Genomic DNA, 23593 nt, shown 5'->3' on the forward strand with positions numbered 1-23593 from the left:
TGGGCGGCCCGGCGGCGGGAGGTGCCCGGTAGCATCGCCGTATGGCTGGAGAACCGCAGGCCGACTGCCTGTTCTGCAAGATCGTGGCCGGGGAGGTGCCCGCGACCGTCGTGCGGGAGACCCCGACCACCGTCGCCTTCCGGGACATCAACCCGCAGGCGCCCACCCATGTGCTGGTGATCCCGAAGGGGCACTACCCGGACGCCGCGTCGCTGGCCACCGGGGCCCCGGAACTCGCGGCCGACGTGCTGCGCGAGGCGGGCGAGGTCGCCGCCGGGGAGGCGCTGGTCTCCCGGGAGGGCGGGCCGGGCACCGGCTACCGCGTCGTCTTCAACACCGGCTCCGGCGCCGGGCAGACGGTCTTCCACGCCCACGCGCACGTCCTCGGCGGGCGCGGCCTCGAATGGCCCCCCGGATAGCCGGTGTCCCACCGTGAACTGGTGGTGCTGGGCACCGCGAGTCAGGTGCCCACCCGGCACCGCAACCACAACGGCTACGTGCTGCTCTGGGACGGCGAGGGGCTGCTCTTCGATCCGGGCGAGGGCACCCAGCGCCAGATGGTGCGGGCCGGGGTGGCGGCGAGCGACCTGACCCGCCTCTGCGTGACGCACTTCCACGGCGATCACTCGCTCGGGCTGGCCGGCGTCATCCAGCGGCTCAGCCTGGACCGGGTCCCGCACCAGGTCACCGCGCACTACCCGGCGAGCGGCCAGCGCTTCTTCGAGCGGCTGCGGTACGCCACCGCCTACCGGGAGGCGGTCCGGCTGCGGGAGGAGCCGGTGCACACCTCCGGCGTCCTCCACGAGGGCCCCCGGTTCACCCTCGTCGCCCGCGAACTCTCCCACCCCGTCCAGGCGTTCGGGTACCAGCTGACGGAGCCGGACGGCCACACCATGCTGCCCGAGCGGCTCGCGGAGCGCGGCGTCTCCGGGCCGGACGTGGGCCTGCTCCAGCGGCGTGGGGAGTTGCGCGGGGTGCGGCTGGAGGAGGTCAGCGAGGTCCGGCGCGGCCAGCGCTTCGCCTTCGTCATGGACACCCGGCTGTGTGACGGGGTCTTCGCGCTGGCCGAGCGGTGTGACCTGCTCGTCATCGAGTCCACCTTCGTCGACGAGGACGCCGACCTCGCCCGGGAGTTCGGCCATCTGACCGCCGGGCAGGCGGGCCGGGTCGCGGCCGAGTCGGGGGTGCGGCAGCTGGTGCTCACCCACTTCTCGCAGCGGTACCAGGACCCCTCGGTCTTCGCCCGGCAGGCCCGGGAGGCCGGGTTCGCGGGCGAGTTGACGGTCGCCGAGGACCTCGCCCGGGTTCCGGTCCGAAAACGCCGTGCGGCGGGGAGCACCGCCCGCTAGCGTCTCGGCTCATGTCCGAAGCGCGCGGCCCCCACCCGCACCCCCTGCCCGAGGCGTCCACGGAGCTGATCGCGGGGCGCCGCGTCAGCTGGCTCGACTTCGGTGGGGACGGCGTCCCCCTGCTCGCCCTGCACGGCACGTTCGGACGCGGCGCGATCTTCGCCGGGCTCGCCGCCCGGCTCACCGGCCGGGTGCGGATCATCGCGCCCGACCAGCGGGGACACGGCCACAGCGCCCGTGCCGGGGACTACGGCCGGGACGCCTTCGTGGAGGACGCGGCGGCCTTCCTCCGGCGGCGCGGTCTCGGCCCCGTCCCGGTGTTCGGGCACTCGCTGGGCGGTGTCACCGCCTACCAGCTGGCCGCCCGCCACCCCGAGCTGGTCTCCGCGCTCGTCATCGAGGACGTGGGCCCGGTGATGCGGCGGCCGGAGGTCGAGCATCCGGTGCTCGACGTGCGCGGCTGGCCCCGGGGGGCCGCCAGCCGCGCCGCGCTGGGGGCGGCCATCGAGGCCGCGGGCGCCCCGGACAGCGGTTACTTCCTCCAGAGCGCCGAGCCGGACGCGGACGGCGGCTGGCGGCTGCTGTTCGACTGGACGGACATGATGGCCGTCCAGCGGGGCGGGGTCGGGGACTGGTGGGCCGACTGGCTCGCCTCCCGCGTCCCCGCGCTGGTGCTGCGCGGTACGGAGAGCGGGCTGCTGCCCGCCGGGCTGGCCCGGGCGATGACCGAACTCCGGCCGCGTACCCGGAAGATCGAGTTCCAGGGGGCGGGGCACTGGATCCACGACGACGATCCGGACGGCGTCGCCGCCGCGCTCGCCCGCTTCCTGGCCGCCGCCCCGGCAGCCTGACGCGAGCCCCGCCGGGGCGGGCGGCGGCGCCTTCCGGGCGGTCAGCCCGTGGTGAGGTGCCGGGCGAAGGCGTCCACGCCGACGTTGCCGCCGGAGAGCACCACCCCCACCCGGGCGGGCCGGGGGCGGACCCGGCCGGACAGCAGCGCGGCGAGCCCGCTGGCCCCGCTCGGCTCCAGCACGATCTTCAGCCGCTCGAAGGCCAGCCGCATCGCCGCCCGGATCTCCTCGTCGCTGACCAACTCCACGCTCTCCGCGAGCCGTTGGTTGACGGCGAAGGTCAGCTCCCCGGGGGTGGTGGCCGCCTGGCCGTCCGCGATGGTGTGCGGCACCTCGATGCTGACCCGGGCGCCCCGCTCCAGGGAGCGCCGGGTGTCGTCGCCCTCCTCCGGCTCCACCCCGATCATCCGGATGCCGGGGCGCAGCGCCGTCGCGGCCGTGGCGCAGCCCGCCAGCAGCCCGCCGCCACCCACCGGCACGACCAGCGCGTCGAGGTCCGGCACCTCCTCCAGCAGCTCCAGCGCGACGGTGCCCTGGCCCGCCATGGTGTGCGGGTGGTCGTACGGCGGGATGACGGCCAGTCCGCGCTCGGCGGCGATCCGCTCGCCCAGCTCCTCGCGGCTCTCGGTGTAGCGGTCGTAGGAGATGACCTCGGCGCCGTAGCCGACGGTCGCCTCCAGCTTGGCGCGCGGCGCGTCGGCGGGCATCACGATGACCGCGCCGCTGTCCAGCTCGCGCGCGGCGAGCGCCACGGCCTGCGCGTGGTTGCCGGAGGAGTAGGCGAGAACGCCGCGGGCCCGCTGTTCGGCGGAGAGCTGGGCCAGCGCGTTGTAGGCCCCGCGGAACTTGAAGGCGCCGACCCGTTGCAGGTTCTCGCACTTGAGGAAGGTCTCGGTGCCGGTCAGCCGGTCGAGGGTGCGGGAGCGCAGCACCGGGGTGCGGTGCGCGTGGCCCGCGATCCGCGCGGCGGCCTGGCGGACGTCGTCCAGTGTGAGGGGGGCGGGCCCGGACTGGCTGCTCATCGTCTCGTGGCCTCCTCTGGCCGTGGTGCGGTGGCCCGCGGGCGGGCGGCCCGCCGTACGCGGGGAACTCCCGGTGCCGGTACCGGACTCCGGGTGGTGCGTGGCCGGTGCCGGTGGACGGGCGGGGGTGGACCTCTGGATCGTACGGCCGCCGGGCGGCGGACCGCGCGCCGGGGCGCGGCCGGGCCCGCCGGGGTCGCGCGGCGGACGGACGGGGTGACCTGGGAGGCGGCGGTGCGCTCTCAGCGGACCGCCGACCACTTGGCACCGGCGGCGCCATGGGACAGGGTGATCCCTCATGAGACGCCCCCAGTCTGTCCCCCTGACCCCGGGCGCCGTGCTGCTCGCGGCCGTCACGGTGCTGGCCCTGCTCGTCACCGCCTGCGTTCCGGGAACCCAGGGCCCCGCCGGGGACGGCGCGGGCGGGCCCGGCGGGGCGACCACCGACCCCGGCGCGGCGGGCAAGATCACGCTGAAGGTCTGGGACCAGGAGGTGCGCGGCGGGCAGAACGCCGAGATCGAGCGGCTCAACGCGAAGTTCGAGGAGAAGTACCCCAACGTCACCATCAAGCGCACCTCGCGCAGCTTCTCCGACCTGAAGACCACCCTCAAGCTGGCGCTCTCCGGCAGCAACCCGCCCGACGTGGTGCAGGCCAACCAGGGGTACGGGGACATGGTGTCCTTCGTCCGTGCCGGGCTGCTCACCCCGCTCGACGGCTACGCGGGCAGCTACGGCTGGAACACCCGCTACCCGCAGGCGCTGCTGGACCTCAACCGGGTCTCCGCCGACACCCGGTCCTTCGGCACCGGCCGGCTCTACGGCCTCTCCCAGGCGGGCGAGTACCTGGGGCTGTACTACAACAAGGAGCTGCTGCGCGAGCTGGACATCGAACCCCCGCGCACCTGGGACGAGTTCACCCGGCAGCTCCCGAGGATCAAGAAGGCGGGCGAACTCCCCGTCCAGTTCGGCAACCTCGACAAGTACCCCGCGATCCACACCTTCGGCGCCGTCCTCGACCAGCTCGCCGACAAGGACGAGCAGCGCGACGCCATCTTCGGGCGCGGCGAGCGCGGTTCCTGGGACACCGAGGAGGTCCGGGAGGCGGCGGGCACGCTGCGCGCCTGGACCCGCGCGGGTCACCTCCCGAAGGACGCGAACGGCCAGGGGCACGACGCGGCGGCCAAGGACTTCGCGGGCGGCGAGGGCGCCTACCTGCTCACCGGCACCTGGCAACTCGCGGACCTCAAGAAGACGATGGGCGAGGACCTCGGCTTCATGCCGCTGCCCCCCGCCGAGCCGGGCGGGCCCTCGGTCACCACCGGCGGTCAGGGTCTCGCATGGACGGTGACCTCCGAGGCGAAGCAGCCCGGAGTGGCCGCCGCCTACATCGACTTCCTCACCGGGGAGCGGGCGGCCCAGGTGATGACTGAGGAGGGCGTCCTGCCGGTCGTCCCCGGGAAGTCGCCGAAGAAGGGCACCGTCGAGCGGCAGATGTTCGACGGCTGGCGCCGCCTCGTCGCCGACGACGGGCTGGTGCCCTACCTCGACTACGCGACGACCACCTTCTACGACACCCTCAGCGCCGGACTCCAGAACGTTCTCAGCGGACGCACCAGTCCCGGGAAGTTCGCGGAGGAACTCCAGAAGGACTACACCGCCTTCCACCGGGAGCGCCGGTGAGCCGCCGCGCGCCCGGCGAGCCGCGGTCGGTCGGCTACCTCTACATCGCTCCCGCGCTGCTCGTCTACGGGGCGTTCCTGCTCTGGCCGTTCGGGCAGGCCGTCAACCTCTCGCTGCTGCACTGGGACGGGCTGTCCCGCGCCACCCCCGCGGGTCTCGACAACTACCGCGCGCTGCTGTCCGATCCGGCGCTGCGCGGCGCCTTCGGCCACTCGCTGGTCCTGCTGTTCTTCTACGCGGTGCTGCCCGTCGCGGCGGGGCTGGCCCTGGCCGCGCTGCTCTCCCGCGCCCGGCTGCGCGGGATGACCTTCTGGCGCACCGTGATCTTCCTGCCGCAGGTGCTGGCGATGGTCGTCGTCGCCGTCTCCTGGCGGTCGATCCTCGCGCCCGACGGGCTCCTCAACGACCTGCTGCGCGCCGTCGGCCTGGGCTCGCTCGCCCGGCCCTGGCTCGGGGACCACGCGCTGGCCCTGCCGTCCGTCGGGCTGGTGGGCACCTGGGTCGGCACCGGGCTCTGCCTGGTGCTGTTCCTCTCCGGCGCCCAGCGCATCCCCCGCGAGCTGTACGAGGCGGCGCGGCTCGACGGGGCGGGCGCCTGGCGGGAGTTCACCGCCGTCACGCTGCCCGCGCTCCGCCCGCAGCTCGCGGTGGGCCTGACCCTCACCATCGTCGCCGGGCTCCGCAACTTCGACCTGATCTACCTGACCACCGGCGGCGGTCCGGGCGACTCCACCTCCGTACCGGCCTACGAGGTCTACCGGCGGGCCTTCGAGACCGGGCAGGTGGGGCAGGCGGCGGCCATCGGCGTCGCGCTCACGGTCGTGGTCTTCGCGCTCACGCTGACCGTGACCCGACTCGTGGAGGGCCGCCGATGATCTCGCGTGGCGAACGCGCCGTGTCCTACGCCGTTCTGGCCTTCTTCACGCTGCTCGCGCTGACCCCGGTGGTGGGCATCCTGTCCACCGCGTTCTCCGACCCGGACGGACTGGCCACCGGCTTCGCGCTGCCGGACGGGCTGCGCTGGGACAACTTCACCGAGGCCTGGACCAGGGGCCACTTCGGCCGCTACCTCGGCTCCTCGCTGCTGGTCGCCGCCGTGGTGGTGAGCGTCTCGGCGGTGCTGTCGATCCTCGCGGGCTACGCCTTCGGCACCATGCGCTTCCGTGGCGCGACCCCGCTCTTCGCGCTGTTCCTCGTCGGCCTGACGCTGCCCGCCGAGGCGGTCGTCGTGCCGCTCTACCACGACATGCGCTGGCTGGGCCTGACGGACACCTACTGGGCGCTGATCGCGCCGCAGACCGCGCAGTCCCTGGCGTTCGGCACCTTCTGGATGCGGGCGCACTTCCGCACCAGCCCCCGCAGCCTCGCCGAGGCCGCCCGGCTGGACGGCGCCGGAAGCTGGACGGTGCTCTGGCGGGTGCTGCTGCCCGGCGCCCGCCCGGCGGTCACCACCATGCTGGTGCTCACCTTCATGTGGACCTGGAACGAGTTCCTGCTGGCACTGGTGATGGTCAGCGACGAGGCGCACCGCACCGTCCCGCTCGGGCTCGCCTTCTTCCAGGGCCAGCACGCCCAGGACAACGCGCTGTTGGCGGCCGGGGCGGTGCTGGTGGCGCTGCCGGTGGTGATCGTCTACGTGCTGCTGCAACGCCGCTTCGTCGACGGGATGCTCAGCGGCGCCGTCAAGGAGTGACCGCCCGCCTCCGGGACGGGGGCGGGCGGCGTCCGGCGCTGCGGCGGGAGCGGCTCAGAAGCCGAGCCGCCGGAGCTGCTTCGGGTCCCGCTGCCAGTCCTTCGCGACCTTGACGTGCAGGTCGAGGTAGACGGGGGTGCCCAGCAGCGCCTCGATGTGCCGCCGCGAGGTGCTGCCCACCTCCTTGAGCCGGCGCCCCTTCGGGCCGATCACGATGCCCTTCTGGCTGGGCCGCTCGATGAAGATGTTGGCGTACACGTCCAGCAGCGGGCGGTCGGCCGGGCGGTCCTCGCGCGGCTTCATCTCCTCCACCACCACCGCGATGGAGTGCGGCAGTTCGTCCCGCACGCCCTCCAGCGCCGCCTCCCGGATCAGCTCGCCCACCATCACCTGCTCCGGTTCGTCCGTCAGCTCGCCGTCCGGGTAGAGCCGCGGCCCCTCCGGCAGCAGCTTGACGAGCAGGTCGGCGAGCAGCCCGACCTGGCCGCCGGTCCGGTCGGCGCCGCTGGGCGCGGTGGTCGCGCGGGCCGCGTCGCCGCCGGTCTCCCGGACGGCGGAGACCGGGACGATCTCCGCCCACTCGATGCCCAGTTCGCGGCCGAGCTGGTCGACGGCGAGCAGCTGCCGCCCCAGGGTGTCCGCGTCCACTAGGTCGCTCTTGGTGACCACCGCGACCTTCGGGGTGCGGCGCAGCTCGGCGAGTTCGGTGGCGATGAAGCGGTCGCCGGGGCCCAGCTTCTGGTCGGCGGGCAGGCAGAAACCGATGACGTCCACCTCGGCCCAGGTGGTGCGGACCACGTCGTTCAGCCGCTCACCGAGGAGGGTGCGCGGCTTGTGCAGTCCCGGGGTGTCCACCAGCACCAGCTGCGCCTCCGGCCGGTGCACGATCCCGCGCACCGTGTGCCGGGTGGTCTGCGGCCGGGTGGAGGTGATCGCGACCTTGCTGCCGACCAGCGCGTTGGTCAGGGTCGACTTTCCCGCGTTGGGGCGACCCACGAAGCAGGCGAAACCGGACCGGTGAGGGGTGTCGGAGGCCGCCGGGGCCGGGGAAGGTGCGTTCATACGGCCCATTGTCCCCGATGGCCGTGGCGGCCGGAGGGCCGGTTCAGCCCGCCGCGACGGTGGCCCGCGGCGTCCCGTCCGGCCCCGCCAGGAACACCGGGGTGCCCGGCCCGCCCAGGTCCGCCACGGCCGCCAGGTCCTCCTCGGCGAGCGCCTCCGCCTCGGTCACGACGGCCGCCGCCTCCAGCGACCTGGCGCCCGAGGCGACCGCCATCGCGACGGCCGTGCGCAGCGCGGACAGCGGGAGCGAGGGCAGCTGGACGGTGCCCGCGACGTAGGTGCGCCCGTTCTCGTCCCGTACGGCGGCGCCCTCGGGCACGGCGTTCCGCGCCCGGGCGCTCCGGGCCAGCGTGAGGATCTTGCGGTCTTCGGGGTCCAGCGCCTCGTCACTCATAGCGGTGAGCATATGCGGCGGGCGGCGGGCGGGAGCCGCCCGGGATCCCTCCACCCGGTGACCCGCGCCCGGCCCGCGGGCCCCGTTCCGTGGTGCCCGGCTGGTGGGCCCGGCCCGTGCGGACCGGTCCGTGGGGCCGGGTCAGGTGCCGGGCTTCCGGCCCCAGACGAAGACCAGGTCGCCGACGCCGAGGCGGCGCCAGAGGACCTTCGCGTCCCGCAGGCGCAGGTTGACGCAGCCCGCCGAGCCGCCGCCGTCGAACAGGTCGTCGTACCTGCCGTGGATCGCCTGCCCGCCGTCGAAGTACTGGGCGAAGGGCATCGGCGCGTTGTCGAACAGGCGGGAGTGGTCGTCCCGGACCCGGCGCTGGATCCGGTGGAGCCCCCGCCGGGTCTCCTCTCCCCACCGGCCGGTCCGGGTGGCGACGGGCCCGTGGTCGACCCGGCGGCCGGTCTGCACCCAGAGCAGCTGCCGCGTCATGTCCACGCACACCACCCGGCCCCGGTGCGTCGGGCAGCGGCCCGCCGCGTTGGGGTTCCCGGTGGCCTTGACGACCTGTGTCTGACGGTAGGTCTCCAGCCGGGCGTACCCGTCCCGCCGGCCGAGGCGCTGCTCGCGCTGGAAGTCGCGGATGGCGACGCAGTCCCCTGGGGACTGGCGGCCGTCCACCGGCCGTTTCAGGAACCGCTCCAACTGCCGCTGGTAGGGCCCCGTCCCCCGGACGCACGCGGCGCCGTCCCCGCTGGACGCCGGGGTGGCGCCCAGCGCCTCGGCGGGCGGGGCGGCCGCGGTCAGCGCGCCCGCGCACAGCAGGACGGTCAGCGTCCGGAGGAGGCGCCCTCGCCGCAGCGGGGGAAGGTGGGGGAGCTGGTGGTGGTGGCCGTGGTGCGAACCCATGCCCTCACCCTGGTCCGCCGCGTCTCCCGTGGCGAGCGGGGAGGACCGTCCGTGGGACGGGCACCAGGGTGAGGCCCGGGCTGAGGCGAGACGGGTGAGGCCCCCGGCCTGAGGCCCCGACCGAGATGAGACGGACGAGCGGGAGGTGCGGGCGCGCGGCCCCCGAAACGCGGGAAGCCGGGTTCCGCACGGACGGACCGTGCGGAACCCGGCTCGGGATGGGTCACTTGCAGTGCTTACCGCCGCCCTTGCAGGGCTCGCCGCGCTTGTTCGCGAGACGGACCGAGAGGCGGGTGTGGTCCTTGGTCAGCTCCAGGGGACCGGTGACCCGCTTCCTCGGCAGCACGTAGCCCTCCGGAACGTCGACCTCGCGGAGGTAGTAGCTCCCCAGGTCGAGACCGCGGAAGACACAGAGCCCCTTCCGGTTGGTGGCGCAGGCCCCGTTGATCCGGGTGTCGGGCTCGCGGCCGCGGGTCTGGAGCCCGGGGACGCCGTTGGTCTCCTTCCACAGTTCGAACACCGCTCCGGCCAGCGGCTTGCCACTGTGCTTGTCGGTCTTCCGCAGGACGATCTTGCAGGGCTTCTTCGCGCACGGGTCCGGCTTGCCGCGCACCGTGATCGTGGCCCGGTCCGGATCGGAGCGCACGCCCCCGTCGCCCGTGGCGACGGCGGTGTTGGTGAGGTCCCGGCCCGCGTCCTCCCGGGTGACGGTGTAGGTCCCGGTGCAGGTCGTGCTCTCGCCCGGGGCCAGCGTGGTCGCCTCACAGGTGACGTTGGAGACCCGGTCGTCGTCGACGGCCACCCCGGTCACCGTGCGGCCGCCGGTGTTGGTGACCGCGTAGGTGTAGGTCACCTCGTCACCGACCCGGTACGGCTCGCTGGCGTCGACCGCCTTCTCGATGGACAGGTCGGCCCGCGCCGGTGGCACGATCTCGACCTGCTCGGAGTCCGGCGGCGACTCCACCTGCCGCCCGTTGAGCCGCCCTTGGGAGACGGCGACGTTGGCGACCGTGCCCCGTTCCGCGTCCTCCTCGGTGACCAGGTGGGTTCCCCGGCAGGTGGTGCTCTCGCCGGGCGCCAGTGTGGTCGCCTCACAGGTGATGTCGGGGACCAGGCTGTCCTCCACCGTGACGTTGTTGATCGTCTCCCCGCCCGTGTTGGTCACGGTGTAGAGGTACTCCACCTCGTCCCCCACGGTGTACGTGCGGGAGGTGTCGGTGGACTTGTCCAGCGACAGCGCCGCCGGGGCCACCACCGCGACGGTGGCGTCCGCCGGGTCCGAGGTCACGTCGGTGCCGTCGGAACGGGCGTTCGCGGTGGCCGTGTTGGTCACCGAACCGGCCTCGGCGTCCTCGGCCGTGATGGTGTACGTGCCGGTGCAGGTCGTACTGTCACCCGGTTCCCCGGCGGGTGCCAGGGTGGTGGAGTCACAGGTCACGTCGGTGACGCGGTCGTCGTCGACGGTGACCCCGGTCAGCTCGGTGGGCCCGGTGTTGGTGACCGTGTAGCTGTAGGACACCTCCTCGCCCACGCGGTACGAACGGGACGGCTCGGTCGTCTTCTCCAGCCGCACCCCCGGCCCGCGCTGCACCGGCAGCGTCACCTCATCGGGTGGCGAGGTCACTTCCGTCCCGTCCGACATCCCCCGCGCGGTGGCGGTGTTGGTCAGCGAACCGGCCTCGGCGTCCTCCTCGGTCACCGTGTACGTCCCCGTACAGGTCATCGTCTCCCCGACGGCCAGCGTCGTCTTCGGGCAGACGATGTCGTCGACGTGGTCGTCCGTGACGTCGACGTCCGTCAGCTCCGTGTTGCCGCTGTTGGTGACGACGTACTCGTACGGCACCTCGTCCCCCGGGCTCAGCGGCAGCGGCACCTCCGGGTCCTTCGACACCTGCTTGACCAGGTTCAGCTCCGGCAGTTCGGCCGCCGGACGCACTGTCACGTTGCGCAGCAGGTGCACGTCGGTGAACAGCCCCGTCGAGGCGCCGAAGCCGAACTTGTAGGTGCTGGGCACCGGGTTCGGAGCCGGAGTGGACAGCACCTGCTGGACGCCGTTGCCGTCGTGGAAGTCGATCGAGACGGTGATCACCGGGTTCGGGGCCGGTGAGACCTCGACGGTGACCGTGCGGCGGGAGGGCTCCAGCAGCGCCTCGGCCTGCTCGGGGGTGGCGTCCGGCGGGATGGTCATCGTGGGTCCGTGCAACGGGCCCGGCAGCGTCGAGTTCCACGGCGGCGTCGTGGAGAGGTTGTCACTCGTCGCGTCCAGGAAGCAGTAGCCGGTGGTGCCGTCGCCCGGACCGCGCAGCGTCACCATGTTGCTGCCCGGCGCCGGGATCCGGAAGCCGGTACCGGCGGGGGAGCGGGTGTCACACCCGTTGCCCCGGTGCTCCCAGTCGCCGAAGTAGTTGCCCAGCACGTCCAGACCGACGCCCAGGTAACCGCTGTTGACACCCGGCAGGAAGGGCTGGGTCGGGTCGTCGTTCGGCAGCTTCTGCGCGTAGCCGAGGCTGCCGCCGAAGGCGCCCGGCTCGGTCAGCGTGTCCGCGCCGTCGATCAGGAAGAACGAGATGCCGTCCGCGGGCGGGTTGGTGGTGCCGCCGTACTGCCACTGGTCGAACGTGACGACCACGCCCTGGTTGGCGGGCAGCGCGTGGTTGTAGAGCACCGCCGCCGACTGGTCGTTCGAGGCGTCGGTCAGCCGCAGGTAGCCGTTGGGTGCCGCGTCGTTCGGCGGCACCGGCCCGACGGCGTTCGGCGGGCAGCCGGTGAGCGGGCGCGCGCCGTCGCCGGGAGCGCCACCCTCCGGGGCGCCGGTCAGACAGGCCGGGCCGAACGCCTGGAAATTCGGGTCCGCGGTCGCGCCGGTGAAGGTCTCGTCCACCAGCGGCGCCCCCTGCTGGAGGGCTCGGCCCTGGCCCGTGGGCCGCGCCGTGGCGGACTCACCTCCACTCTCCGCCCGCTGGGTCGAGGTGAGCGCGGCCTTCCCGGCGGGCTGTGCCGGAACCGGCTGGGTGAGCGGGGTGGCCAGCATTCCGAGGACCCCGAGACCGACGACCGCGCAGCGCCGCGCCCAGCCACCGAGGAGCCGCCTCCCGAATGGGGATAGCGTTTTTTTCTCTTGTGAGGTGGTATTTCGAGTTCTTGGTAGCATAGGGCGAACATTAGGAATTCGCCCAAAGTGGAATCCGAAACACGCGTCCATCGCCGGGGGAGAACCACACGCGTGGTGGCAGCGCGCACGGCTGCCCGAAGCAGCTCCGACGCCCATCCGGGGCCCCAGCCCGTTCGGAACCCGTCGGCGCCGCGCGCCCGCCCACCCCGTTGACCAGCTCATCCAGAGCACCCCGTTCCGCGGCCGTCAACGCCGACCGCCTCCCCGGCGGGAGCCGGGGAGGCGGCGGAAGGTGGGCAGTTGGGGCGGCGGGCGGGCGGCCGAGGCGCGGCGGGCTAGTGCGCCGCGCCGCCCGTGGCGTGCTCGTCCGCGCCGGGATCCGGGCGGACCGGCTCGACCAGCACCGTGACGATCTTGTTGCGGCGTCCGGCGGGCGCCTCGGCGGTCAGCCGCAGGGCGGTGAGCGTCGGATCGGCGCGGTCCTCACTGACGTCGACGGTGGTGGTGGCCCCCGCGATCGGCACCCGGCCCAGCGACTTGGCCAGCAGCCCGCCGACCGTCTCCACGTCCTCGTCGTCCAGCCGCAGGTCGTACAGCTCGCCGAGGTCGCCGATGTCCAGCCGGGCGGTGACCCGGTAGCGGTCACCGGTCAACTCCTCCACCGGCGCCAGCTCGTTCCGGTCGTACTCGTCGGTGATCTCCCCGACGATCTCCTCCAGGATGTCCTCGATGGTGACGATGCCCGCCACCCCGCCGTACTCGTCGATGACGACCGCGACATGGCCCCGGTCCCGCTGCATCTCGCGCAGCAGCTCCCCCGCGTTCTTGGTGTCCGGCACGAAGGTGGCCGGACGCATCGCGGTGGAGACCAGCTCGCTCTCGGCGTCCCGGCTGATGTGCACCTTGCGGGCGAGGTCCTTGAGATAGACGATCCCGACCACGTCGTCCTCGTTCTCCCCGACCACCGGTATCCGGGAGAACCCCGAGCGGAGCGCGAGCGTCAGCGCCTGCCGCACGGTCTTGCACCGCTCGATGGTGATCAGGTCCGTGCGCGGGGCCATCACCTCGCGCACCAGGGTGTCGCCGAGCTGGAAGACGGAGTGCACCATCTTCCGCTCCTCCGCCTCGATCAGCGACTCCCGCTCCGCCAGATCGACCATGCCCCGCAGCTCCGCCTCGCTCGCGAACGGGCCCTTGCGGAACCCCTTGCCGGGCGTCAGCACGTTGCCGACCAGGATCAGCAGCTGCGTCACCGGACTGAGGATGCGGGCCAGCGGAACCAGGACGTACGCGGCGGCCGTCGCGGTGTTCAGCGGGTGCTGGAGGCCGATGGTGCGCGGGGAGACCCCCACCGCCACGTAGCTGACCAGCACCATCACGGCGACCGCCAGCAGCAGCGCCTCCCAGTTCTCGTCCACCGCGCGCAGGCAGGCGTAGGTCACCAGGGAGCCCGCCGCCACCTCGCAGGCCACCCGCAGAAGCAGTGCCAGGTTGAGGTAGCGGGTCGGGTCGGCCGCGACCACCGCGAGCTTGGCGCTGCCCCGCCGCCCCTGCCGGACGGCCTCCTCGGCGCGGTAGCTCGTCGCCCGGGCCAGCCCGGCCTCGGCGCAGGCCGACAGCCAGGCCACCACGACGAGCAGCACCGCGATCGTGATCAGCTGCGTGTTCACGAGGCCGTCGGGGCCGGGGACGGCCCCTCCAGGCCGTACTCGGCGCGCCACCCGTCGACGATGGCGGACTGGAGGCCGAACATCTCCGCGCGCTCGGCCGGTTCCTCGTGGTCGTAACCGAGCAGGTGCAACAGGCCGTGCACGGTGAGGAGTTGCAGCTCCTCGTCCATCGAGTGCCCGGTGGGCGCCTCGGCGCCCTGCCGCTCCGCCACCTCGGGACAGAGCACGATGTCGCCCAGCAGCCCCTCCGGCGGGTCCTCGTCGTCCCGGCTGGGCGGGCGCAGCTCGTCCATCGGGAAGGACATCACGTCGGTCGGGCCCGGCAGGTCCATCCAGCGCAGGTGCAGCTGCTCCATCGCCTCCGCGTCCACGACGATCAGCGACAGCTCGGAGAGCGGATGGATCCGCAGCCGGTTCAGGGCGTGCCGGGCGACGTCGAGCAGGGCCCGCTCGTCGACCGTGCGGCCGGACTCGTTGTTCACGTCGATGGTCATGGTCGGCGCGCTCACCTCTCCTCGCGGCGCTCGGGGCGCCGCCCGTTCCGGGACGCGCCGTCCGGCCCGTTCCGCCGCGGGCCGCCGTGCTCCCGGTGGCCCTCCTGCTCGGGCGGACTCTCGCCACGCCGCTGGTCGTCGTACCGCTCGTAGGCGTCGACGATCCGGCCGACCAGCTTGTGCCGCACCACGTCCGTGCTGGTGAGCAGGGAGAAGTGGACGTCCTCCACGCCGTCCAGGATCTCCCGGACCTGGCGCAGCCCGCTCCGGGTGCCGCCCGGCAGGTCGACCTGGGTGACGTCCCCGGTGATGACGATCTTCGAGTCGAAGCCGAGCCGGGTCAGGAACATCTTCATCTGCTCGGGATTGGTGTTCTGCGCCTCGTCCAGGATGATGAACGCGTCGTTGAGGGTACGGCCGCGCATGTAGGCGAGCGGCGCCACCTCGATGGTCCCGGCGGCCATCAGCCGGGGGATCGACTCCGGGTCGAGCATGTCGTGCAGCGCGTCGTAGAGCGGCCGCAGATAGGGGTCGATCTTCTCGTAGAGCGTGCCGGGCAGGAAGCCGAGCCGCTCGCCCGCCTCCACGGCGGGACGGGTCAGGATGATCCGGTTGACCCGCTTCGCCTGGAGCGCCTGCACGGCCTTGGCCATCGCCAGGTAGGTCTTGCCGGTACCGGCCGGGCCGATACCGAAGACCACGGTGTGCCGGTCGATGGCGTCCACGTAGCGCTTCTGGTTGAGCGTCTTCGGGCGGATCGTGCGGCCACGGCTGGAGAGGATGTTCTGCGTCAGCACCTCGGCCGGGGTCTCGCCCGCGGCGCCGGTGCCGTTCTCCTGGTTGCGCAGCATGGAGATGGAGCGCTCCACCGCGTCCTCCGTCATGGGCTGGCCGGTGCGCAGCACCAGCATCATCTCGTCGAACAGCCGCTGGATCAGGGCGACCTCCGCCGGGTCACCGGTAGCGCTGATCTCGTTCCCGCGGACGTGGATGTCGGCGCGGGGGAAGGCGTCCTCGATCACGCGCAGCAGGGAGTCTCCCGAGCCCAGCACCGTCACCATCGGGTGCTTGGCCGGCACGGTGAACCGCGCGGTGGCCTGGGGGGTGTCCGCGGGAGCGGTCGTGTGCGGGGTTGTCTGCGTCATAGGCGGCCCGGAAGGCCAGCTCATCCCTCTCTGCGCTCAGGGGCCTGGGATATCCAGAGTACGACGCGCCGGTGACGCCGCAGAACGCATTTACCCCACCCGTATACTCCCGCCCCGCGCCCCGGGCACCGCCCCCACGCGGTGCCCGCCGCCCCCGCTCCCCGTACCTCCCCTGCCCCCGCTACCTCTGGCTCCCCCGTGTCCGCTGGTCAAGCCTCGCGGAAGCCGAGGGTGGGCACCGCGCGACGGCGGGGCCACTCCCGGCCACAGTCGGTGAGCTGCGCGTCCAGGAAGGCGTACCGGCTCAGCGACGCCGGGTCCTGGTCACTCCGGGTGCGCACGTGCTGCCACCAGGAGGCGATCTCCGGCCAGCCGGGCGCGGACAGCGAGCCGCCGAACTCCTGCACCGACATGGCCGCCGTCAGCCCGGCGAAGGCCAGCCGGTCGGTCAGCGGCCACTCGGCCAGCGAGCCGGTCACGAATCCCGCCACGAAGACGTCCCCGGCGCCCGTGGTGTCCAGCGCCTCCACGGCGATGGCGGGCACCTCCGCGCTCTCGCCGGTGCGGCCGTCCACCGCGTACGCGCCCTCCGCGCCGAGCGTCACCACGGCGAGCGGTACGTGTTCGGTCAGCGCCCGGGCGGCGGCGCGCGGGCAGTCGGTGCGGGTGTACCGCATCGCCTCGGCCGCGTTCGGCAGGAACGCCTCGCACCGCCCGAGGTCGGGCAGCGCCGCCAGGTCCCACTCCCCGGACTCGTCCCAGCCGACGTCCGCGAAGATCCGGCTGCCCCGGCGGGCGGCCGTCGCGATCCACTCCTGGGACTCGCCGGGCACCAGCGAGGCCACGCAGGCCCGGGACGGCGGCGGGCACTCGGGGGCGTCCGGATCGTAGGCGGTGGCCGCGTTGCGCTCCGGCGCGGTGTGGCCGTGCGAGATCATCGTCCGCTCACCCTCGTAGGCCATGGAGACCGTGACCGGGGAGTGCCAGCCGGGCACCGTGTGCGAGTGGGACAGGTCGATGTCCTCGCCCCGCTCCAGCGCGTCCCGGCAGTAGTCGCCGTACATGTCGTCGCCGAAGGCGGCGGCCAGCGAGGTGCGCAGACCGAGGCGGGCCAGCGCGGTCGCCATGTTGGCGATGCCGCCCGGGCTGGAGCCCATACCGCGCGCCCAGGACTCGGTGCCGCGCACCGGCGCCGAGTCGAGCCCGGTGAAGATGATGTCCAGGAACACGGTGCCGGTCAGGTAGACGTCGCAGCCCGGATCGTGCGGCCCGCGCAGGGCGGCGAGCGGGTCGAGCTGGCGGCGCCCCGGATGTTCGGCGCGCGGAGCCGTCTGACCGGCGGCGTTCTGGGGGATCTCGCGGGTGCTCACCGTGCCTCCTACTCTCGCTTACTCTCGCTGCGGCGGGCCCTCCCGGGCTCCGCCGACGTGTACGGGCAGTCTGCCGCGCCCGTGCCCGGCGCGGGCGGCGCGGGCGGATCTTCGTCTCCCGCGGGGTGGTGTTCGGCCGGGGGCGCTCCGTCGGCGGCGGCTGGATCTCACCCCGCGCGCGGGCGTGTTCACACCGGACGTCCGCTCCGGCGTCTCCCGGCACCGTAGCTCGCCCCGTCCCGCGCCTCCGGTCGGCCCTGGCCGAGCGGCTGGCCGCACGCCCCGTGCGCCACCCCACCGCGGCGTGTTCTGGCGGGTGCCTCACGGAGGGTGGGCGCTGGAGGCGGAACGAGCCCTCCCGTGGGGTACGTTCCGGCTCATGAGGCTGACGATTCTCGGCGGGGGCGGCTTCCGCGTCCCCCTGGTCCACCGCGCGCTGCTGCGGGACGCCCGCGCCCAGGAGGGCGGCCCGCGTACCGAACTCGTGCTGTACGACACGGATCGCGGGCGGCTGCGCGTCGTCGAGTCCGTGCTCGCCGCGCAGGCCGCGGCGGAGGAGGTGCCCGGCGGACCCCTGGTCCGCGTGGCCGACGACCTCGACGACGCCCTGCGCGGCAGCGACTTCGTCTTCTCCGCGATCCGCGCGGGCGGCATGGCCGGACGCGTCCGCGACGAGCGGGTTCCGCTCGCCGAGGGCGTGCTCGGCCAGGAGACGGTCGGCGCGGGCGGGGTGCTCTACGCGCTCCGCTCGGTGCCGACGGCGCTGGAGATCGCCGAACGGGTGCGCGCGGTGGCCCCGGACGCCTGGGTCATCAACTTCACCAACCCGGCCGGGATCGTGACCGAGGCGATGTCCCGGGTGCTGGGGCGCCGGGTCATCGGGATCTGCGACTCGCCCGTCGGACTGGTGCGCCGTGCCGCCCGGGCCGTGGGCGCCGACCCGGACACCGTCTCCTACGACTACGTCGGCCTCAACCACCTCGGCTGGCTACGGGGGTTGACCGACTCCACCGGCACCGAACTGCTGCCGGGGCTGCTGGCCGACACCACGGCCCTCACCTCCTTCGAGGAGGGCAGGCTGTTCGGCGCCGAGTGGCTGCGGGCCCTGGGCGCGCTGCCCAACGAGTACCTGCACTACTACTACTTCCGGCGGGAGACGCTGGCCGCCGCGCGTGAGGCCGCCCAGACCCGCGGCGAGCAACTCCACGCCCAGCAGGACACGTTCTTCGCCCAGGCCGCCGCGTCCGACCCGGCCGCCGCGCTCGCGCTGTGGGAGCGCACCCGGCTGGAGCGCGAGGAGACGTACATGGCGGACAGCCGCGCGGCGAGCGGCGGCTGGCAGCGCGACAGCTGCGACCTGGACGGCGGTGGCTACGACCAGGTGGCGCTGGCCCTGATGCGGGCGCTGTCCAGCGGGGACGGCACCCGGCTGATCCTCAACGTGCCGAACGGCACGACGCTTCCCGCCCTGGCGCCGGACGCGATCATCGAGACGGTGTGTGACGTGAACGTCGACGGGGCGCGGCCCCGCCCCGGCGGCCCGCTCCCGGACGCCGAACTCGGTCTGGTGCTCCAGCTGAAGTCGGTGGAGCGCGCGGCGGTCGAGGCCGCGGTCTCCGGCTCGCGGCGGGCGGCGCTCCGCGCGCTGGCCCTGCACCCGCTGGTCGACTCGCCCGCCGTGGCGGCGCGGATCCTGGAGCGCGCCGCCGACTGAGCGCGCCGCCGGTGGCGGACGAGCGGTCGGGCGCCGTGCCCGGAGACCCTGGGCCTCCGGGCACGGCGCCCCGCCGCGCGCGGCGTCAGCTGCCCTCGCGGAGCACGGTGGAGATCAGCCGCTGCTGGGCTTCGGAGAGGCGGGGGTCGGCGCAGTATCCGGTGCTGCCCTCGGCCTCGATCTCGTAGTGGAAGCCGTCCGGCACGCCCAGGGGGCGCTCGCCGTGCCCCTCCGTGAGCGCTCGCTGGGCCAGCCCGGACAGCTCGTCCGCGTCCTCGCGCCCGGTGGTCTCCAGGGTGGCCCGGCGGGTCAGCCCGCCGAAGCCGCCGGTACGGGTGACGGTGATGCGCACCGCCCCTCCTTCCTGTTCTACGGGCCGTCGGCCCGGGCCTGGCCGTGGCCGGCGCTCGCGGTTCCTCTGGGTCCTTCCGGCTCCGTCCGGTCCTTCCGGCTCAGCCGTCCGCCATGGTCGGGTCGACGCCCACGGCCGACCACGACTTGAGCACCGCGTCGTGCTCCTGGCCGTCCCGCCCGTACCGTTCGGAGGCCGCCTTCGCGGTGGCGGCGGCGAAGGCGGCGAAGTCCGCGTCGGAGGCGAGGTTCTGGGCGGTGAGCGTGTCGTACCAGATCTGCCCGGCGCGTTCCCAGGCATGCCCCCCGAGTTCCGTCGCGAGCTGGTAGAAGGCGTGGTTGGGGATGCCGGAGTTGATGTGCACCCCGCCGTTGTCCTTGTCGGTGCGCACGTAGTCCGCCATCCGGGCGGGCTGCGGGTCCTTGCCGAGGACGTCGTCGTCGTACGCGGTGCCGGGGGCCTTGAGCGAGCGCAGCGCGTCGCCCCGCACGCGGTCGGTGAACAGCCCGTCGCCGACGAGCCAGTCGGCCTCGGCGGCCGTCTGCCCGCGCGCGTACTGCTTGATCAGGGACCCGAAGACGTCCGAGACGGACTCGTTCAGGGCGCCGGACTGGCCGGAGTAGGTCAGGTCGGCGGTGTGCTGGGTGACGCCGTGCGTGAGTTCGTGCCCGATCACGTCGACGGCGAGGGTGAAGTCCCGGAAGACCTCGCCGTCCCCGTCCCCGAAGACCATCCGGTGGCCGTCCCAGAAGGCGTTGTTGTAGTCCTCGCCGTAGTGCACCGTCGCGTCGAGGGGGAGGCCGGAGCCGTCGATGGAGTGGCGGGAGTAGACGGTGAGGAACAGCTCGAAGGTGGCGCCGAGCCCGGAGTAGGCCCGGTTGACGCTGGCGTCCGCCACCGGCTCCGAGCCCTCGGCGCGGACCTCCCGGCCGGGCAGTTCGGTGCGCCCGCCCGCGTCGGAGATGGTGCGGCGGGGTTTCTTCCCGGCGTCCGCCTCCGCCGGTGCGTCGGCGGCGCTGGCCGCGCTCGCCCTGCCGGTCTGGCGGAGGGCGGCGATCCGGCGGGCCCGGCAGTCGGCGTCCCGCTCCAGGGTGCGGCGGGCGGGCAGGTGCAGGGCCGGGTCCTCGGCCTGGGAGACCTGGTCCAGCAGGTGCGGCGGGACGATGGTGCAGAACGGCCGCGGACGGCGTGAGTGTGCTGAGTACATACCGGAAATGTGGCATTCGGTGACCGTCATGTCACCGAGGGCGAGGGGTAATTCGCGAGAAAGGGGTGCCCTGGAGCGCGCCCGCCGGACGCCTGCCCGGCCGGGCGCGCCGTCGCCGCCGCCCGGCGCCCCGCGCTCACCCGCGCGCCCCCACACACCGGCCCCACGGCCGCCCCCCACCCGTCCCCGTCAACGCTCGCCCCGGCCCCGACCCCGCCCCTGCCGCCCCGCACGGTCCCGGCCGCTCGCGCTCCGGGGCTGACCGGGCTGACCAGCGGGGTCACCACGCTGATGTGCTGTTTCGCATAGTGATACGGGGCTGGCCGATCGCCGGGGCTGGTCTAGGCTGACCGCACCATGCGTTTCGGGCTGCTTCTCCTTAGCTGCCGCGGCGAGGGCCTGTAGACACCGGCCGACCCCCTCCCCGCGGAGTCTGGTGCTGTCCACGTCGGCCCCCGTCCACGGAGCCCCCTCCGTGACCGCCACAGGAGCCCAGCGCAGATGAACCCCGAGACCACCGCCCCGGCGCCCACCCGTCCCCCGGGCCGCCGCACTCCGATCACCTCGGCCACCGTCCGGCAACGTCCCTCCGGTATGCCCTTCCAGCGCTACTCCGGGTACGACGCCGTCGACCTGCCGGACCGCCAGTGGCCCGGCCGCCGGATCACCCACGCCCCGCGGTGGCTCTCCACCGACCTGCGGGACGGCAACCAGGCGCTGATCGACCCCATGTCCCCGGCCCGCAAGCGGGAGATGTTCGACCTGCTGGTCCGCATGGGCTACAAGGAGATCGAGGTCGGCTTCCCGGCCTCCGGGCAGACCGACTTCGACTTCGTGCGCTCCATCATCGAGGAGGACGCGATCCCGGAGGACGTCACCATCTCCGTCCTCACCCAGGCCCGTGAGGAGCTGATCGAGCGCACCGTGGAGGCGCTGCGTGGCGCGCGCAGCGCCACCGTCCACCTGTACAACGCCACCGCCCCGGTCTTCCGCGAGGTGGTGTTCCGCGGCTCCCGAGAGGAGGTGCGGCGGATCGCGGTGGACGGCACCCGCGCGGTCCTGAAGTACGCCGAGCAGCTGCTCGACGACCGCACGGTCTTCGGCTACCAGTACAGCCCCGAGATCTTCACCGACACCGAACTGGACTTCGCGCTGGAGGTCTGCGAGAGCGTGATGGACGTCTGGCAGCCGGAGCCCGGCCGCGAGATCATCCTGAACCTCCCCGCCACCGTCGAGCGGTCGACGCCCTCCACCCACGCGGACCGCTTCGAGTGGATGTCCCGCAACCTGTCCCGCCGCGACCTGGTCTGCCTCTCCACCCACCCGCACAACGACCGTGGCACCGCCGTCGCCGCGGCCGAACTGGCCGTGCTGGCCGGCGCCGACCGGGTCGAGGGCTGCCTGTTCGGCCAGGGGGAGCGCACCGGCAACGTCGACCTGGTGACGCTGGGGATGAACCTGTTCAGCCAGGGCGTCGACCCCTGCGTCGACTTCTCGCGGATCGACGACGTCCGCCGGACCTACGAGTACTGCAACCAGATGGAGGTACACCCGCGCCACCCCTACGCGGGCGACCTCGTCTACACCTCCTTCTCCGGCTCGCACCAGGACGCCATCAAGAAGGGCTTCGAGGACCTGGCGGTCCGCGCGGAGCGCGCTGGCACCAGCGTCGACGCGCTGCCCTGGGCCGTGCCGTACCTGCCCATCGACCCGAAGGACGTGGGGCGTTCCTACGAGGCGGTCATCCGCGTCAACTCGCAGTCCGGCAAGGGCGGTATCGCCTACGTGCTCAAGGGCGAGCACCACCTGGACCTGCCGCGCCGGATGCAGGTGGAGTTCTCCCGCATCATCCAGGAGCGGACGGACGGCGAGGGCGGCGAGGTCACCCCCGCCGAGATCTGGGAGATCTTCCAGGACGAGTACCTGCCGACCCCGGACAAGAGCTGGGGCCGGATCGCGCTCCAGGGCGCCCAGAGCTCCACCACCACCGACGGGCGGGACCAGCTCACCATCGAGGCGACCGTGGACGGCGTCGCCACCGTGCTCTCCGGTACCGGCAACGGCCCGCTCGCGGCGTTCTTCGACGCGCTGCACGCCATCGGCATCGAGGTACGGCTGCTGGACTACGTCGAGCACACCCTGAGCGAGGGCGCCGGGGCGCAGGCCGCCTCCTACATCGAGTGCGCCATCGGCGACCAGGTGCTGTGGGGCGTCGGCATCGACGCCAACCTCGTCCGCGCCTCCATCCGGGGCGTCGTCTCCGCCGTCAACCGGGCCTCCCGCTGAGCCCCCGCCGCCGTCCGGGACCGGCTCCCGGGCGGCGGCCGTCCCCCGCGCCCGTCCCGCCGGGGCCACCCTCCGTCCCCCCGCGCACGGCCCGAACCGCCCTGTCGGGCGGGGGTGTTGGGGAGGGGCGGGCCGCCCGCTCCGGACGGCCGGGGAGGGAACACTGGCTCGATTCTTCCGGGCTGAGGTGCTGACGCCACCTCGCGACTGTGGTTAACATCACGTAACTCGGCGGTGCTCCGCTTCTCGCGGCTGGCGCTGCCCGTAGCGCGGGAGACGGCGCTGCCGCGGCGCGGCTGAACGGTGCCGCGCGCGCCGTGGCGGACGCGCCGCGCGCTGCGGAGCGAGACCGCCAACACGTGATGGAGGTGCGGTGTGGGGCCGTCCCGGGATCGGCGGAGGCGTTCCGTCAGACTGGTGAGCGCGGTGCGCCTCGCCGGCGTACGCACCAGCTGGCGCACGCTGGACGACGGCGACTTCTTCTGTCCCGGATGCGGGGGCGACCGGCGCTTCCGGCGCCGTACCGGCCGCCGCAGACTCGTCCTGCTGGGCGTTCCGGTTCTGCCCCGTGGCACCGCCGGTCCGGTCCTCGAATGCGCCGTCTGCCGGGGCCACTTCGGGCCCGAGGCGCTCGACCACCCCACCAGCGACCGGCTCGCCGCCATGCTCCGGCACGCGGTGCACACCATCGTGCTGGCGGTGCTGGGCGCGGGGGGCGCCGAGGCGGGCGCGGCCCGGGAGGTGGCCGTGGAGAGCGTGCGCGCCATCGGCTTCCCCGACTTCACCGAGGACCAGCTGCTCGCGCTGCTCCTCGCGGTCAGCGCGGACAGCAGCGTCAGCATGGAGATCGAACTCCACGAGGCGCTGGTGCCGTTGGCGCCGCACCTCGCCCCCGGAGGCCGGGAGAGCCTGCTGCTCCGGGGCGCCCGGGTGGCGCTGGCCGACGGCCTGTACGGCGCCGGGGAGCGCGAGGTGCTGGCCTCGGTCGGCCGGTCCCTGGGCATGGACGCGGAGGACGTCGACCGACTGCTGGCCGCCGCCCGCACCCCCTCCTGACCCCGGCCACACGCCCGCCCTGGCGCCGCCTCTGCCCGTGCCCGGCCACACGCCCACCACGCCCCATCCGCGCCTGACGGCGGGACGTCCGCCGCGGGTTCGGGTGGTTCGGGTGGCGCGGGGAACCGCCCCCGGCGTGGGACTGAGCGCGCCCGCTGGAGTACGCCCCGGGGAGTAGTGGCGGGGTGGCGTCGCCCACCGGAGTAGCGCGCGGTTCGCTCCCCCGAGCGACGAGATC

General features: G+C 73.7%; 20 protein-coding genes. 9 read left to right on the forward strand and 11 right to left on the reverse strand.

All coding sequences use genetic code 11. The features are described 5' to 3' along the window. The first annotated feature begins 41 nt into the window (after positions 1–41). The 3 genes from E0L36_RS02905 to E0L36_RS02915 are packed head-to-tail and all read left to right on the forward strand — an operon-like array spanning position 42 to position 2200. Positions 42–419: a histidine triad nucleotide-binding protein gene (locus E0L36_RS02905; protein ID WP_180927260.1), complete on the forward strand. Its 378-nt coding sequence runs from the start codon at positions 42–44 to the stop codon at positions 417–419. Between the two features lie 3 nt (positions 420–422). After that, positions 423–1349 (forward strand): ribonuclease Z, encoded by a 927-nt coding sequence (locus tag E0L36_RS02910; protein ID WP_180927261.1) that lies wholly within the window; start codon positions 423–425, stop codon positions 1347–1349. A gap of 11 nt (positions 1350–1360) precedes the next feature. Beyond that, positions 1361–2200, forward strand: coding sequence for an alpha/beta fold hydrolase (locus tag E0L36_RS02915; protein WP_180927262.1), 840 nt, complete (start codon positions 1361–1363; stop codon positions 2198–2200). Positions 2201–2241: 41 nt separating this feature from the next. Here E0L36_RS02915 and E0L36_RS02920 read toward each other — a convergent pair whose 3' ends face one another. Continuing rightward, complete coding sequence (locus tag E0L36_RS02920) at positions 2242–3222, reverse strand: threo-3-hydroxy-L-aspartate ammonia-lyase (RefSeq protein ID WP_180927263.1); 981 nt, start codon at positions 3220–3222, stop codon at positions 2242–2244. 298 nt (positions 3223–3520) lie between these two features. Between E0L36_RS02920 and E0L36_RS02925 the strand changes: the two genes are divergently transcribed. From E0L36_RS02925 to E0L36_RS02935, 3 genes are read left to right on the forward strand one after another with little or no spacing between them, the layout of a single operon-like run. After that, on the forward strand, positions 3521–4903 hold the full coding sequence (locus E0L36_RS02925; protein WP_180927264.1) for an ABC transporter substrate-binding protein: 1383 nt from the start codon (positions 3521–3523) through the stop codon (positions 4901–4903). Continuing rightward, entirely contained in the window at positions 4900–5778 is an 879-nt protein-coding gene (locus E0L36_RS02930; RefSeq protein WP_180927265.1) for a carbohydrate ABC transporter permease, read from the forward strand. The genes E0L36_RS02925 and E0L36_RS02930 overlap by 4 nt, the downstream gene beginning before the upstream one ends. Further along, positions 5775–6596: a carbohydrate ABC transporter permease gene (locus E0L36_RS02935; protein WP_180927266.1), complete on the forward strand. Its 822-nt coding sequence runs from the start codon at positions 5775–5777 to the stop codon at positions 6594–6596. Before E0L36_RS02930 ends, E0L36_RS02935 begins: the two co-directional genes overlap by 4 nt. Before the next feature lie 54 nt (positions 6597–6650). On the opposite strand, the gene era is transcribed toward E0L36_RS02935, so the two are convergent. The 8 genes from era to E0L36_RS02975 form a co-directional block, all read right to left on the reverse strand. Beyond that, positions 6651–7667: a GTPase Era gene (gene era / locus E0L36_RS02940; protein ID WP_180927267.1), complete on the reverse strand. Its 1017-nt coding sequence runs from the start codon at positions 7665–7667 to the stop codon at positions 6651–6653. 34 nt (positions 7668–7701) lie between these two features. Then, positions 7702–8064: a cytidine deaminase gene (locus E0L36_RS02945; RefSeq protein WP_374705480.1), complete on the reverse strand. Its 363-nt coding sequence runs from the start codon at positions 8062–8064 to the stop codon at positions 7702–7704. 129 nt (positions 8065–8193) lie between these two features. After that, positions 8194–8949, reverse strand: coding sequence for a L,D-transpeptidase (locus E0L36_RS02950; protein WP_180927269.1), 756 nt, complete (start codon positions 8947–8949; stop codon positions 8194–8196). A 223-nt stretch (positions 8950–9172) separates the two neighbouring features. Then, positions 9173–11980 (reverse strand): SpaA isopeptide-forming pilin-related protein, encoded by a 2808-nt coding sequence (locus E0L36_RS02955; protein ID WP_180927270.1) that lies wholly within the window; start codon positions 11978–11980, stop codon positions 9173–9175. A gap of 416 nt (positions 11981–12396) precedes the next feature. Continuing rightward, positions 12397–13731 carry a hemolysin family protein gene (locus E0L36_RS02960; protein ID WP_180927271.1) on the reverse strand — a complete coding sequence of 445 codons (1335 nt, stop codon included), beginning with the start codon at positions 13729–13731 and terminating at the stop codon, positions 12397–12399. Next, a complete protein-coding gene (gene ybeY, locus E0L36_RS02965) occupies positions 13728–14225 on the reverse strand; it encodes an rRNA maturation RNase YbeY (RefSeq protein WP_180928558.1) in 498 nt (165 codons plus the stop codon). The genes E0L36_RS02960 and ybeY overlap by 4 nt, the downstream gene beginning before the upstream one ends. 11 nt (positions 14226–14236) lie before the next feature. Then, complete coding sequence (locus E0L36_RS02970) at positions 14237–15370, reverse strand: PhoH family protein (protein ID WP_180927272.1); 1134 nt, start codon at positions 15368–15370, stop codon at positions 14237–14239. 209 nt (positions 15371–15579) lie between these two features. Next, the gene (locus E0L36_RS02975; protein ID WP_180928559.1) at positions 15580–16725 is read right to left on the reverse strand and encodes a PfkB family carbohydrate kinase; all 1146 of its coding nucleotides are present in this window, start codon (positions 16723–16725) and stop codon (positions 15580–15582) included. A gap of 394 nt (positions 16726–17119) precedes the next feature. Between E0L36_RS02975 and E0L36_RS02980 the strand changes: the two genes are divergently transcribed. Then, positions 17120–18454, forward strand: coding sequence for a 6-phospho-beta-glucosidase (locus E0L36_RS02980; protein WP_180927273.1), 1335 nt, complete (start codon positions 17120–17122; stop codon positions 18452–18454). 85 nt (positions 18455–18539) lie between these two features. Here the strand turns inward: E0L36_RS02980 and E0L36_RS02985 are convergent, their stop codons facing one another. Both E0L36_RS02985 and E0L36_RS02990 read right to left on the reverse strand, forming a co-directional pair. After that, positions 18540–18806 carry a protealysin inhibitor emfourin gene (locus E0L36_RS02985; protein ID WP_180927274.1) on the reverse strand — a complete coding sequence of 89 codons (267 nt, stop codon included), beginning with the start codon at positions 18804–18806 and terminating at the stop codon, positions 18540–18542. 100 nt (positions 18807–18906) lie between these two features. After that, positions 18907–20013, reverse strand: coding sequence for a M4 family metallopeptidase (locus E0L36_RS02990; protein WP_180927275.1), 1107 nt, complete (start codon positions 20011–20013; stop codon positions 18907–18909). A 501-nt stretch (positions 20014–20514) separates the two neighbouring features. Here E0L36_RS02990 and leuA point away from each other — a divergent pair. Continuing rightward, positions 20515–22299: a 2-isopropylmalate synthase gene (gene leuA / locus E0L36_RS02995; RefSeq protein WP_180927276.1), complete on the forward strand. Its 1785-nt coding sequence runs from the start codon at positions 20515–20517 to the stop codon at positions 22297–22299. A gap of 375 nt (positions 22300–22674) precedes the next feature. Further along, a complete protein-coding gene (locus E0L36_RS03000) occupies positions 22675–23355 on the forward strand; it encodes a TerB family tellurite resistance protein (protein ID WP_374705481.1) in 681 nt (226 codons plus the stop codon). The last annotated feature ends 238 nt before the right edge of the window (positions 23356–23593 follow it).

This window comes from Streptomyces sp. AJS327, assembly GCF_013450295.1.
Classification (GTDB): Bacteria; Actinomycetota; Actinomycetes; order Streptomycetales; family Streptomycetaceae; genus Streptomyces.